Origin of the sequence: Rhodanobacter sp. FW021-MT20 (genome assembly GCF_041107475.1) — a bacterium.
Lineage (GTDB): Bacteria > Pseudomonadota > Gammaproteobacteria > Xanthomonadales > Rhodanobacteraceae > Rhodanobacter_A > Rhodanobacter_A glycinis.
In genome coordinates, this window is sequence record NZ_JBGBPX010000010.1 from 115,194 (window position 1) to 129,355 (window position 14,162).

10 protein-coding genes are annotated in these 14,162 nt (G+C 64.7%); 2 read left to right on the forward strand and 8 right to left on the reverse strand.

Annotation, left to right across the window (positions count from 1 at the left end; genetic code table 11):
* Together AB7849_RS12160 and AB7849_RS12165 are read left to right on the forward strand one after the other, a co-directional pair.
* The gene (locus AB7849_RS12160) at positions 1–4,746 is read left to right on the forward strand and encodes an RHS repeat-associated core domain-containing protein (RefSeq protein ID WP_008211042.1); all 4,746 of its coding nucleotides are present in this window, start codon (positions 1–3) and stop codon (positions 4,744–4,746) included.
* A gap of 7 nt (positions 4,747–4,753) precedes the next feature.
* Positions 4,754–5,287, forward strand: coding sequence for a hypothetical protein (locus tag AB7849_RS12165; protein ID WP_037099611.1), 534 nt, complete (start codon positions 4,754–4,756; stop codon positions 5,285–5,287).
* 212 nt (positions 5,288–5,499) lie between these two features.
* Here the strand turns inward: AB7849_RS12165 and nadD are convergent, their stop codons facing one another.
* The 8 genes from nadD to AB7849_RS12205 all read right to left on the reverse strand — a co-directional run bounded on the left by nadD (position 5,500) and on the right by AB7849_RS12205 (position 14,150).
* The gene (gene nadD, locus AB7849_RS12170; protein ID WP_008211046.1) at positions 5,500–6,132 is read right to left on the reverse strand and encodes a nicotinate-nucleotide adenylyltransferase; all 633 of its coding nucleotides are present in this window, start codon (positions 6,130–6,132) and stop codon (positions 5,500–5,502) included.
* A 14-nt stretch (positions 6,133–6,146) separates the two neighbouring features.
* Positions 6,147–7,163, reverse strand: coding sequence for a DNA polymerase III subunit delta (gene holA / locus AB7849_RS12175; RefSeq protein WP_092704523.1), 1,017 nt, complete (start codon positions 7,161–7,163; stop codon positions 6,147–6,149).
* A gap of 7 nt (positions 7,164–7,170) precedes the next feature.
* A complete protein-coding gene (locus AB7849_RS12180) occupies positions 7,171–7,722 on the reverse strand; it encodes an LPS-assembly lipoprotein LptE (protein ID WP_008211051.1) in 552 nt (183 codons plus the stop codon).
* A gap of 5 nt (positions 7,723–7,727) precedes the next feature.
* A complete protein-coding gene (gene leuS / locus AB7849_RS12185; RefSeq protein WP_369501108.1) occupies positions 7,728–10,367 on the reverse strand; it encodes a leucine--tRNA ligase in 2,640 nt (879 codons plus the stop codon).
* A 199-nt stretch (positions 10,368–10,566) separates the two neighbouring features.
* Positions 10,567–11,172 carry a PqiC family protein gene (locus tag AB7849_RS12190; RefSeq protein ID WP_008211059.1) on the reverse strand — a complete coding sequence of 202 codons (606 nt, stop codon included), beginning with the start codon at positions 11,170–11,172 and terminating at the stop codon, positions 10,567–10,569.
* Positions 11,169–12,866, reverse strand: coding sequence for a PqiB family protein (locus AB7849_RS12195; RefSeq protein ID WP_369501109.1), 1,698 nt, complete (start codon positions 12,864–12,866; stop codon positions 11,169–11,171). The genes AB7849_RS12190 and AB7849_RS12195 overlap by 4 nt, the downstream gene beginning before the upstream one ends.
* Positions 12,859–13,482 (reverse strand): paraquat-inducible protein A, encoded by a 624-nt coding sequence (locus tag AB7849_RS12200; RefSeq protein WP_008211066.1) that lies wholly within the window; start codon positions 13,480–13,482, stop codon positions 12,859–12,861. The genes AB7849_RS12195 and AB7849_RS12200 overlap by 8 nt, the downstream gene beginning before the upstream one ends.
* Complete coding sequence (locus tag AB7849_RS12205; RefSeq protein ID WP_008211068.1) at positions 13,479–14,150, reverse strand: paraquat-inducible protein A; 672 nt, start codon at positions 14,148–14,150, stop codon at positions 13,479–13,481. The genes AB7849_RS12200 and AB7849_RS12205 overlap by 4 nt, the downstream gene beginning before the upstream one ends.
* Positions 14,151–14,162: the final 12 nt, after the last annotated feature.

Below are 14,162 nucleotides of genomic sequence, written 5' to 3' on the forward strand. Positions count from 1 at the left end.
ATGACCATCGCCGCCAAGCATTTCGATCCGCAGTTGGGCCTCGACATCCACCTGTACGAGATTCCGCCCAGCCCGATCCCGATTCCCCTGCCGACACCGCATATCGGCATCGTCTTCGACCCGTTCGACTACATCCCGTTCATCGGCGGCACCGTCCACGTCCACGGCATCAAGCGCGCCACCGCAGGCACCGGCGGCTTGAACGTGCACATCCCGGTCGGTGGCTTGTGGGTTCCGCCGGAGGAAGCGCCCGAGGGTCCGCAGTTCGACGACCAGTTGTTCATGGGCAGCCAGACCGTGGTCGCCGACAGCGCGCCGTTCTCCAAGCTGTGCATGCCCGTGCTCGACTGCAACATGGTCGGCATGATCCCGCCATTGCGACTGAAGAAACCGAAGAAGCCCTCGCTGTCGCTGACCCTGCCCACCGCGGTGAACCTGGCCATTCCCAGCAACGTCAGCGTGGGCGGCGCGCCCACCATCGACATGATGGGCCTGCTGTTCCAGGCCGGTTTCGCCGGCGCGCTGAAAGGTCTCAAGGCACTGAAGAAGCTGAAACGCTTCGAAAGCGCCATGGAGAAATTCAAGGCCTGGCGCAAGAGCAAATTCGGTGAAATGCCCAGCGGATTCCTCAAGTGCAAAGTGCTGCGCGCCGAGCCGGTGGACATCCGCGACGGCAGCGTGGCGGTGGAGCACGAAGACTTCGTCATCCCGGGCCGGCTGTCATTGGCGTGGCCACGCGTCTATCGCTCGCGCAACCTTCAGCCCGGCCTGTGCGGTCATGGCTGGCAGACGCCCGCCGACCTGCACCTGGACATCGACACCGATGGCATTGCGGTGTTCGTCGACACGGATCGTCATGTGGTGTTCCCGCAACTGCCTGCCGCGGACGGCTTCGAACATGCCGTGACCGAACTGGTCGATGGCGCGCGCCTGTACGCCGAAGGCGCGGCATACCGGGTACGAACCAAGGATGGCCTGGTCTACGCATTCCAGCGACCACCACGCAACGTGGCCGCGCTGGGCCAGCAACGGCTGCCCATCGAGCGCATCGAGGACCGGTGCGGCAACCACTGGTGCTTCGAGCGCATCGACGGGCGCCTCACCCGTATCCAGGAAAGCGGCATCGATGGATTGCAAGGGCGTTTCATCGACGTCACCGTGCACGGCAACCACATCCGCCAGTTGCTGCTGCACGACCCCGCCACTGGCATCAACCATCCGCTGGTCAGCTATGACTACGACGAGGCCGGCGACCTGGTCGCGGCCATCGACCCGCTGGGCGCGCCGCGCAGGTTCGAATACGCCAAACACCATCTGGTGCGCCACACCGACCGCACCGGCCTGAGTTTCCACTACGAGTACAACGCCCGCCAGCAAGTCATCCATGCCTGGGGCGACGGCGGCCTGCACGACTACCGCTTCCACTACGACGAAGCATTGCAGGAAACCGAAGTCACCGATTCGCTCGGCCATGTGTCGCTGGTGAAGTTCGACGAGAACGGCCTGCCACTGTGCGAGATCGACCCGCTCGATGGCGTCACCGTGTTCGAATACGACGACGTCGGCCGCACCACCGCCGTCGTGGACCCGATGGGGTTGCGCACCGAATTCGAGTACGACGAGCACGGCAACCTGCTCATGCTCACCCGAGCCGACGGCAGTGTCATCGAAACGGCTTACGACGAGAATGACCACCCCGTCGCCATGACCGACGCTGCCGGAGCGAGCTGGCAACAGCAGTGGAACGAACACGGCCTGCTGCATGAACAACGCACCCCGCTGGGTGCCACCACCCGCTACACCTACGATGCGCATGGCCAGCTGACCGGGCACATCAACGCACTCGGCGCCGCCACCCGACTGGCCTTCGACCGACATGGCTCATTGCTCGAACTCATCGATCCGATGGGACAGGCCAATCGCTTCGAGCACGATACCCTGGGCCGCCTGCTCAGCCGCACCGATGCCACCGGCCGCAGCAGCCGCTACCGCTACGACGCCAAGGGCCGCCTGCTCGAAATCATCTCGCCCACCGACGCCCGCGTGCATTGCGAATACGACGCCGAAGACCAACTGGTGCGCTATCGCGACGAGGCCGGCCACGTCACCCAGTTTGACTACACCGGCATCGGCCAGCTCGCCCGACGCCGGCAGCCGGACGGCCATGACGTTCGCTACGAATACGATACCGAAGAACGGCTGGTCGCCGTGATCAACCAGCGTGCGGAACGCTACGAGCTGAAGCGCGACCCGCTCGGTCGCATCGTCGAGGAAATCGACTACTGGGGCCAGGGCCGCCGCTACGACTACGATGCCGCCGGCCGCCTGTGCCGCAGCACCGATCCATTGGGCCGGGCCCTGGGCTTCGACACTGACGCGCTGGGGCGCATCACCCGGAAAACCCTGCCCAATCCGCGGGATGCCAATCGCCAGATCCACGAGACCTTCCGCTACAACGCGGCGGGACAGCTGGTGGAACTGCGCAATACCGTCGCCCACGTCACCCGCAATTTCGATGCCGAAGGCCGGCTATTGCAGGAAGTCCAGAACGGCTTCACCGTGGACAACATCTACGATGCGCTGGGCAATCGCATCGAGCGCCATACCTCGGCCGGCAACACCGTGCGCATCGGCTTCGATGTACTGGGCCGCCCCGAGTGCATCACCATCAACGATGCCGCGCCCATCACCATCGAACGCAACGCGTCGGGGCTGGTCGTCGCCGAACAACTCACGCCCACCCTGCGCCGCACGCTGGACTACAACGCCGACGGCCTGCTCACCGCGCAGGCGGTGACGAACGACCACACGCCGCTGTTCGACACCCGCTACGCCTACGACCAGACAGGCAACCTCACCGAACGCACCGACAGCGTCCACGGCACCGATCGCTACACCTACGACCCGATGGGTCGCGTGCTGGAGCACACCGATCCCGCCGGCAAGCTCACCCGTTGGCTCAACGATCCCGCAGGTGACCGGCTCAAGACCCGTGTGCTGGAAGTGCGCATGAAACAGGCCGTGGGCGGTGCCCCGCTTGCCGATGCCTGGACCCGCGAAGGCGACTACGACGGCCGCCACTACGTATTCGACCGCGCCGGCAACCTGATCCGCCGCCAGCACCACCAGGAACCCGGCCGCCCCACCCTGCACCTGGCCTGGGACGCCAACCAGCGCCTGGCCGAAAGCCACTGGGAAGGCGGCGACCGCGAAGAATTGCGCACCACCTACGGCTACGACCCGCTGGGACGACGCGTGTTCAAGCGCAACCCGACGCATACGACGTGGTTTTTCTGGGATGGCGATGTGCTGCTGGGCGAGGTAACCCACGCCAGCGATGCTGCGGATGCACCAGCGCCTGCGAGCGGCGGCCATGTCGTCGACTTCATGGCCGCCCAAAAGCGCAACCGAGTGTTCAAAGCCTTGCATCCCCGCACGCGCGAATACGTCTACCATTCCGACACCTTCATACCACTGGCGATGATTGACCGGCAGCGCGCTCGGGCGACACGCAATATGGTGGCGAGCGGGGACAATGATCCCGGTCTCAAATATGCAGGCGGGAGCAACACCGCCGACGACAAGAGCCTGCCGTCTGCTCGTGCCGAGCATCACGAATGTGCAGCACCGCACGCCCAGACGGGCCCATCGCAGACAAGTGCGACTGCCACCATGTGCACCTCCACCTCCCAGCGCATCGCGCCCGGCCCTGGTTTTGGCGGTCTCGGCCAGGTCGCACTTGGCCAGCCCAATAGGGGTGCTGGGGTAACCGGGATGACCGACGCACCATCGCTAATCGGAGTGGAACACAAGAAATGCGTCGAGCACGGCTCATTGGAACAACCATTCAAAACATGCACGCCGGGCGGCTTGATATTGAGCGCCACGGACAAAGCATCGTTGTCTGTCATGAGCACTGCAACAGAACAACCCACCACAGCCGTGCCGGCCCGACGGCAAGACGGCGATACACAACAATCACATTTGCTCTCCGGCCGAACACCCGCCATCGAATGGACGCCAGTCGTCTACCACTACCACGTCGATGTGAACGGCTGCCCTACCCGGATGACCGATCGCAATGGCACCGTGGTCTGGGGAGCAAGCTATGCCACATGGGGAGGCGCCCCGAATACTTCAGTCGCACAAATCCAGAACTTCATCGGATACCAAGGACAGCAGTTCGATCAGGAAAGCGATCTTTGTTACAACCGACACCGCTACTACGCGTCTTGTATCGGCACGTACATCAGCCAGGATCCCATTCGTCTGGTAGGGGGCATCAGCCTCTATCAGTACGGCCCCAATACCATCCAGTGGGTGGATCCGCTGGGGCTGGCAAGAAACCCCATAGATCCCAAGACAGGCATCCGGCGAATGCCCCCATGGATGCCAGGTGTCAGAGGATGGGAACGGCAACATCTGGTGCCGTTCGCGGTATGGCGCGATTTCATGCCCCAATTATCCTCGCTCGGATTGACGATGAGCGACGTACATGGTGCTCACAACATGATGTACATGCCGCGATACGCCTCAGGGCGTCCAAGCAATTATCCCAACATGGGACTGCATCGCGGGTTCCATCCGTTACATACCCAGTACAATCAACAGGTCACAAGGGAACTGCAACAATTGTTACCGCATTTGCGTGGGTTGAGTGCGGCGGACGCTCGGGCAGCTTTCAGGGATTTCCAGATGGACCTGAGAAACAGGACGAGAACCGGTCATTTGACCTGCGCCAGATAGGTGATTAGTGAAATATTTTGAGCTCCTCCATCCGACATCGCTGGGCGAATTCTCAATCACCATGCGAGGAGAAGACGAATTCGGCACTGCGATATTCATTGATGATCCGACCGCCACCGTCAGCATCAACAAGGTCGAAATCGATGTCGACCTGGATATCAAGAAATTTGACAAGATCGGACCGGACTACCTCCAGACGACCAAGGGGATTCCCATCTTCTCCGAAAAGTTCGTCACATCGATGCCGGAAGCTTTTGCACAGAGTGTCACAATGGTCCCTGCAACCCTGTATTTGCGCGGAGGCACACGAGATTATCGTGCAGGCAAGATTGAACTCGCCTTGGACCTGATCGATACCGATGCTTCGTCATTCTCCAATATCCGCGGAATACGGATATTGACGAGGCCCGTCTTCAAGCCTGTAACTCAGGAGTTCTACCTGGCCCGGGACCATGCGTTCCGGATGTACATGGTCGCATCGGAGAAATTGGTACAGCAGGTGGAGACTCACGGATTGAAACTTGAGTTTCTGCCGTACTGAGGGCTCATGGACCCTGGTGTGTCGCTTTACGGCACTGAATGGCACCAGACGCCGGAATCCCGACGTTTCCACGCATTGAAGAGCATGGGACCGAAGAAGCGCTTTCGCAGGAACACATTTTCAGGTTTCTGCCCGAAGCGGAGACTGTCCTCCCAATCAAGAACAGCACATGCGACACAGCTTCTTGGACGCCAGCTGCTCTCGTGGGCGATCTACCGTCGATATGGTGCCAGCAATGCCACACTGTCCAGCAGCCCACCAGGAAGCAGATAACGCGGCTGCCACCCTGCACCGAGCAGCTCGCGCACGCGCGTAGCGGAAATTTCCAAAGGCGTGATCGGCATCAGGACCACTCGGCCAGCATGGGTGGCGCGAATACCCTGGGGATCGGTAGTCAAACGTCCGCTGATCGCCTCAGCAAGTCCCGCCGGCCACGTCGGTTCAACCCCCGGCCGCGTCAGCACTCCCATATGCGCCAGCTCAAATAATTCATGCCAACGATGCCAACTCGGCAATCCGGCGAAGGCGTCTTCACCCAGCAGCAACACCAGCGGACGATCGCCCTGCTCGGCGCGCAGCTCGACAAGGGTGTCGACGGTATAGGACGGGCCTTCGCGCTGCAGTTCGCGGGTGTCGAGGCTCAGTCGCGACTGCCCCTGCAGCGCGGCGCGCAGCATCGCCACGCGCTGTTCGGCACTGGCCACCGGCGGCGGGCGATGCGGCGGCACGTTGGCAGGCATCAGGCGCACTTCGGCGTCGAGCAGTTCGGCGGCTTCCCAGGCGGCGTTGAGGTGGCCGATGTGTACCGGGTCGAAGGTGCCGCCGAGGATGGCGAGGGGCTTCATGACAAGTCTGGCGTTCAGGCGAGTGCCATGGCCGCGCGCGGTTCGGCGATGGCGGCAATCAGCCGCTCGGCTTCGCGCCACGGTTCACCGGTTTCGCGCCCCTTGGCCATGCGGTCGATGCGCGAGGCGCGCGCCAGGCATTGCAGCCAGTGTTCGCGCGGGGCACGACGCAGGGCCTTGCGAAACAGTTGTTCGCGTGCGGGCCACAGGCGTTCGAGGCGGGCTTGCGCGGCGAAGTCGCGGGCATTGGCCAGGCGCAATGCAAGCTGCAATTGATTGACCAGCCAGCCCATCAGGCCGATCAATTCCTCGCCTTCGGCATGCAGGCCGGCCAGGATGTGCAATGCGCGCGCACCGTCGCCGGCAAAGGCGGCATCGGTGAGCTTGAAGGCGTCGTAGCGGGCGCTGTCGGCGACCAGGCTTTCCATCGCCGCCGCATCGATGCGCGAGCTGTCGCCGGCACGCAGCACGGCAAGCTTGTCGACCTCTTGCGCGGCGGCCAGCAGGTTGCCTTCCACGCGCTCGGCCAGCAATGCCGCGGCATCCGGCGTGGCCGACAAGCCGCGCGAAGCGAGTCGGGCACCGATCCACGAACTCCATTCGTTCGGGCGCGGTGCGTTGAACACCACCATCGCGCCGGTAGCGTCGAGCTTCTTGCTCCACGCGCCGTCGTGCTTGCTGCTCCAGGTGGTGGCCGTCACCAGCAGGGTGACATCGGGCGGCGGGTCGGCGCAGTACTCGGTGAGCGCGGCGGCGCCTTCCTTGCCCGGGCGCCCGGTGGGCAGGCGCAGGTCGATCATCCGTCGCGTGGCGAACAGCGACATGCCTGCGCCCGCGCGAGCCAGATCGTTCCAGTCGAAATGGGTACCGGCGTCGAGCACGTCGCGCTCGCTGTAGCCGAGCTTGCGCGCCTGCGCGCGCAATGCGTCGGCCGCTTCCAGCACCAGCAATTCCTCGCCCACCAGCAGGTAGACCGGGCGCAGGCTGTCCGCCGCCAGCGCCTTCTGCCATTGGGTGGCATTCAGCGGCATGGCTGTCTCAGTGCGTGCTGCTGGCTGGTGCCGGCGCGGCAGCCGCACCCATTACGGGCTGGGGATGCTTAGCGGCCGCCTGCAGACGGAACAGGATGGCCTGCACCATGTCGTCGTTGAGGCTGCGCTGCAGCTCTTCCACCTCGGCGGTGCTGCCCACGGTGTCGCCGGCGTTGTAGCTGTACTCGCGCGACATGTCGATGTGCTGCCCCGGGATCAGCAAGTCACCCTTGCCGTCCTTGACGTTGAACTCGACGTGGTAGCGCACGGCGTATTCGGTAACGCGGGCGGAACCGTTGATGCTCAGCGAGTCGGTGCTGAAGTGCGCGGTAGTGACGTCCAGCTCGGCGATGCCCGGGCCGCTTTCGTCCTCGACAGTGACGCCGGAGGCGGTCAGCGTGCGCGCCAGGTTGCGCTGCAGTTCGCCACCGCCGCTGACGGTGAGATGTACGCGCTGCATCGACGGCGGCAACGCCGCGCTGCGACGCAGATGGAAGCCGCAGGCGCTCAGCGCGAGGCCGCACAGCAGCAACAGCGAAACTTGGAGCGAACGGCTCATGGCTTTCATCCTGCGACGATGTTGACGATCTTGCCCGGTACCACGATCACCTTGCGCACGGTCTTCCCTTCCAAGAAGCTGGTCACGTGCGGGTGCGCGCGAGCCAATTGTTCCGCCTCGTCCTTCGACGCACTGGCGGCAACCTCGATGGTAGCGCGCAACTTGCCGTTCACCTGAACCGCCAGGGTCAGCGAATCACGCACCAGCGCACTTTCGTCCACCTTCGGCCACGGCTGGTCTTCCAGCACGCTTTCGGCGTGCCCCAGCACCTGCCACAGGCGATGGCTGACGTGCGGCACCACCGGGTTCAGCAGCAGCACCATGGTTTCCAGCACTTCGTGGCGTACCGCGCGGCCCTGCTCGCTCATGTCGGCGAACTTGCCGACCGCGTTGAGCAGTTCCATCAGCGCGGCGATGGCCGTGTTGAAGGAGTGGCGCCGACCGAGGTCGTCACCCACTTTCTGGATGGCTTCGTGCAACTGCCGGCGCAAGGCCTTCTGGCCGGCATCCAGTTGCGCCGGATCGACCACCGCGTGATCCGGCTGTGCGGCATGCGTGGTCACCTCACGCCAGAAACGGCGCAGGAAGCGCGACATGCCTTCCACGCCCGCCTCGTTCCATTCCAGCGACTGCTCCGGCGGCGCGGCGAACATGGAGAACAGACGCACCGTGTCGGCGCCGAACTTGCCCACCATCGACTGCGGATCGACGCCGTTGTTCTTCGACTTGGACATCTTCTCGGTGCCGCCGATCTGCACCGGCCGGCCATCGGCCTTGAGCACCGCGCCGATCGTCCGCGCCTTGTCGTCACGCTGGATTTCCACGTCGGCGGGATTGATCCAGTCCTTCGAGCCGTCGGCGTTGTCGCGATAGAACGTATCGGCGATCACCATGCCCTGGCACAGCAGGTTGGTCGCCGGCTCATCCGAATTCACCATGCCCGCGTCGCGCAACAGCTTGTGATAGAAGCGGAAGTACAGCAGATGCAGGATGGCGTGTTCGATGCCGCCGATGTACTGGTCCACCGGCAGCCAGTAGTTGGCGCGTTCGTCGACCTGGGTGGCGGCACCCGGCGAGGTGTAGCGCGCGTAGTACCAGCTCGACTCCATGAAGGTGTCGAAGGTGTCGGTTTCGCGCTCGGCCGCGCCGCCGCACTCGGGACAGGTGGTCTTGCGCCATTCCGGATCGGTCTTGATCGGCGACTGCACGCCACCGCCCTTCGAGTACACGTCGGCCACGTCTTCGGGCAGCAGCACCGGCAACTGGTCTTCCGGCACCGGCACGTCACCGCACTTGACGCAACGGATCACCGGAATCGGGCAACCCCAGTAGCGCTGGCGCGAAACGCCCCAGTCACGCAGGCGGTAGTTCACGCGGCGCTGACTCTTGTCGTCCTTCTCCAGCAACTCGGCGATGGCGTCGAAGGCCTGCTTGTAATTCTTGCCGTCGAGCACGCCGGAGTTGACCACGCGCATGTCGGCGCGGGTCTTGTCGCCGTACCAGTCCTGCCAGCGCGTGGCGTCGTATTCGCCGCCGTCGACGTCGATCACCTGCCGGATCGGCAACTGGTATTTGGTCGCGAACTCGAAGTCGCGCTCGTCATGGCCGGGCACGGCCATCACCGCGCCGGTGCCGTAACCCATCAGCACGAAGTTGGCGACCCATACCGGCACCTTGTCGCCGGTGACGGGATGGATGGCGAACAGGCCAGTGGCCATGCCGCGCTTTTCCTGGGTTTCCAGTTCGGCCTCGGACACACCGCCGTGCTTCAGTTCTTCCAGGAACCTCGCCAGCGCCGGATTACCCTGCGCAGCCTTCTGCGCCAGCGGGTGTTCACCGGCAATGGACACGAAGGTCACGCCCATCAGCGTGTCGGGTCGTGTGGTGAACACGGTCAGCGGCGTGGCTTCGCCCTCCACCGCGAAATGGATTTCCAGGCCCTCGCTGCGGCCGATCCAGTTGCGCTGCATGGTCTTCACGGCGTCGGGCCAGCCGGGCAACGTGTCCAGGCCGTCGAGCAGTTCCTGCGCGTAATCGGTGATCTTCAGGAACCACTGCGGGATTTCGCGCTTTTCCACCGGCGCGCCGGTGCGCCAGCCGCGGCCGTCGATCACCTGCTCGTTGGCCAGCACGGTCTGGTCGACCGGGTCCCAGTTCACCACCGCGTTGCGGCGGTAGGCGATGCCTTTCTTCATCAGCCGCACGAACATGCGCTGTTCGTGCACGTAGTAATCCGGACGGCAGGTGGCGAACTCGCGGGTCCAGTCGATCGCATAGCCCAGCGACTTCAGCTGGCCGCGCATGTGCTCGATGTTGGCGTAGGTCCACTTCGCCGGCGCGGTCTTGTTCTTGATCGCGGCGTTTTCGGCCGGCAGGCCGAACGCATCCCAGCCCATCGGCTGCAGCACGTTCCTGCCCTGCATGCGCTGGTAGCGGCTGATCACGTCGCTGATGGTGTAGTTGCGCACATGGCCCATGTGCAGCGCGCCGGACGGATACGGCAGCATCGAGAGACAGAAGAACTTCGGCCGGGCCGGGTCTTCCTTCACCTCGTAGGCGTGCTGTTCGTTCCAGTACCGCTGTGCGGCGGCTTCCACCGCCTGCGGGTCATAGTCGTTGGAGGCCTGTTGCTGGATGTCCTGCATGTTCCGCTGCCGTTGTGCCTGTGGCCGGCGCCGGGAACCGTCATGGCCGGCGGCCGTGTTGAACGCGCCAGACTAGCAGAACGGCGGACGGACGGGGCCGACGGGCGGGCGGAAAGGCCTCCGCAAGGCGGACCATGCCCGCCTTGCGGGGCGATGACGACGGCGGGCATGCCCGCCCTGCGGCAATGGCGGGGCCGTTCTAATCCGCCGGGCAGGCGGGTACTCTGCCGCCGGCGACCACCGGGGCCACAGCGGCGATACGCCGTGCCAGCTCCGCCAATGCTTGTTGATGGCCCGCCACCAGCGCGTCGAAACCGGGGCCGACGCTCTCCCGGATCCGGCTGGTGCAGGCCAGCACCGTATCGCCCTTGAGCGCATGCACGCTCCAGGCGGCGTCGATCAGGGCGTACTGGCCGGGCGAGGATTCGAAGCGGCGCAGGTCGACCTTGATGCGCAGCACCGGCTGGTTCCCCGTGGGTAGTCCGCTGACATCCTGCGCGCCCATGTCGCGCGAAAGATCGGCCGACAGCGCGCCCCGCACTTCATCGCCCAGCGGGGCGATCCAGCGCTGCCCATCGAGCATGGCCACGCCCTGCCCGCCTTCGCGCACCACCAGCTGCGGCTGGTCGACCTGGGCCGGAATGCCCACCGGCAAAAGCGCGAAACGGAACGAGGCCGGCGTGACGGCAGGCGCTGCTTCGGCCACGGCCGGCGCCATCAAGGTGTAGTAATGCATCGGCGCGGAGGCGCAGGCGACCAGCGCCACGGCCAGCGTGGCCACGAGCGGATAACGCAGGCGAATCATGGCTTGCTCCCTTTCGATGCCGTGCCCTTCGGCGCAGCAGACGGTGTCGGCTCCGCGGCGGGCGCGTGCACGGCCGGATCGGCGTGGCGCCCGCGAATCAACGCTTCCGGGTGCACGCCGAGATAGTCGGTCAGCACGCGTAGCGAACGCGCCATGCGCTGCAGTTCCTGCAACGTGGCGCCCAGGTTCTGCTGCAGTGGCGAATCGCCGGCCAGCATGTGGTTGGCCGAGCCGAGCGTGCCCTGCGCGCCCTTCAAGGTCTCGCTGACCTGCGGCAGCACCTGGCCGTTGACCTGTTTCAGCGTGCTGTCCAGGTTGGCCAGCGAATCGTCCAGATGCTTGCCGATGCTGTCGAACGGGATCCGGTGGATCTTGTCCACGATCTCGGCCAACTGCTCCTGCAGCTTGTCGAAGCTGCCCGGCGCGGTGGGAATCTCCAGCGGATGCGCATCGGGGTCGTACTTCACCTTGGCCGCATGCGGCAGGAAATCCAGCGCGATGTAGAGCTGCCCGGTGAGCAGGTTGCCGGTGCGCGCCTGCGCCCGCAGGCCATGCGCCACCAGCCGGCCGACCATGTGCGAAAGGTCCGCGTTGTCACCCTGCGCCTTGGCCAGTGCCACCAGCTTGTCGTGAGCCTGCCCGAGCCGCTGCGGATAGACCACGGCGCCGACGATCAACGGGAAGCTCTGCGTCTTCTCGTCGTAATCCATCCGGATCGACACCACCTTGCCGAAGTTCACCCCAAGGAACTCCACCGGCGCGCCCACCGCCAGCCCACGCAGCGACTGCCTGAAACGCATGCGGATGTAGTGCGCCGGGCCATCCGGCGGCGCCATCGCGGTGGTCTCGTCGTCGAACAGGCGAAAGCTGGCATTCTCGGCGGCCGGTGTGCTGTCGTGCGGCCCCGGCGGATTCTGGAACGCCACACCACCGGCCAGCACCGCGGCCAGCGATTGCGTGTTGAGTTTCAGCCCGTTCGCGCCCAGCGAGACATCCACGCCACTGGCATTCCAGAAACGCGTGGAAGCCGTGACGAAGTGGTCGTTCGGACTGCCCACGAAAATCCGGATGGTGACGCCGCTGCCATCCTTGTCCAGTTGATAGGACGCCACCTGGCCCACCTGGATGCGCCGGTAATAGATCGGCGAGCCCACGTCGAGCGAACCCAGATCCTGGGCATGCAGCACGAAGCTGCGCCCGGGCGAACCGTGGGTGATCGCCGGCGGCAGCTCCAGCCCCTTGAAGCGGTACTTTTCCTCTTTCGAGTCACCGATGTCGGCGCCGATATAGGCCCCCGACAACAGCGTGCCGACCCCCGACACCCCACCCAGCCCGATGCGGGGACGCACCACCCAGAAACGCGTGTCGGCCGTGGCGAAACTTTCGGCGCTCTTTTCCAGCGCCACCTTGACCACGACGTGGTCGCGATCCTTGCCGAGTCGGACCTTCTCGACCTTGCCAATCGTCACGCTCTTGTATTTCACCGGCGTCTTGCCCGGCGTCAGGCCCTCGGCGGTCTGGAAGCTGATGTTGATCGTGGGCCCCGCCTGCAACCAGGCATGGACCACCAGCGACAACCCCACCAGTGCGGCGATGACCGGCACCAGCCAGATCAGCGATATGCCAACGCGTCGGCTTCGTACCACCGGTTGCGGCAAGTCGTCGGGGGGAGTCGCCCTGGATTCATCAGTCATCGTCGGTCCTGCCATCCCAGATCAAACGCGGGTCGAAACTCATCGAGGCCAGCATGGTCAGCACCACGGTCAGGCCGAAGAAAATCACGCCGGGCAACGGCGCCACCAGGCTGAAGATGCCGAACTGCACCAGCGCCGTCAGCAACGCCACCACGAACACGTCCAGCATCGACCAGTAGCCGATGAATTCCACCAGCCGGTACAGTTTCGCACGCTGCGGACGTGCCCAGTTGCTGCCCCGACGAGCACTGACAAGCAGGGTCGTCAGCACGAAGAATTTCGTCATCGGCACCAGGATGCTGGCAGTGAACACGATCACCGCCAGATCCGGCGATCCCTTGTTCCACAGCTCCATCACGCCGCTGATGATGGTGTTGTCGTCCACGTCGCCCAGGCTCGCCGTGCGCATGATCGGCAGCACGTTGGCCGGGATGTACAGCAGGAAGCCGGCAATCAGCAGCGCCCAGGTGCGCGCGTAGCTGGCCGTCTTGCGCCGATGCAGCGCCGAGCCGCAGCGCGGGCAGGCCGCGTCGTCCATCGGCGTGTCGCGACAAACCAGTCCGCAGACATGGCAGCCGATCAGCCCCAGCTCGTGTGCCCGCGGCAGCGCGCTCATTCAGTCGGCTCCGTGGTCGCGTGCTCCGGCAGGGTTTCCCACAATTGCCGCAAGTCCACCCCGGCGAAGATCGTGATCAGGACGGCCAGCGCCGCATACGCGAAGATGCCCGGGTCCGGGCTGATCTCGAAATAGAGGTGCGCCTTGACGATGGATACCAGCACGCCCAGCACGAACACCTCGCTCATCGTCCACGGATGCAAGTAATGCAGCCCCACCATCAGCGACCGGAAGCCCGGCGCCCGCTGCCCCTTGCGCGCGAACAACAACAGCCAGCCCATGCCGATCATCTTCGCCAGCGGAAAGAAGAACAGCGTAGCCGCCGCCAGCACCGACACCACCTTGGCATCTTCGTGCCACATCGCCAGGATCATGCCCCAGAGCGTGGTGGCCACCTTCTCGCCGTTCAGCCCAAGGGTGACGATCGGCCAGACGTTCGCTTCCACGAACACCAGCATGGCCGTCAATATCAGCGCCAGCATGGCGTTGGTACCCAGCCGCTGATGGCGCTCCAGCACCGCATCGCAGCGCGCACAACGCGCCGTTTCGCCGCACGCCAGCGGGCGGCGGCGATACACCGTGTCGCAGTGCTCGCAGATCAGCAGCGGCGCCGGCACGGGGGCCGGGGCCTGCTCAATGGCGGGAGACGGGACGCTCATGCCGGCCATTCTCGCAAATCC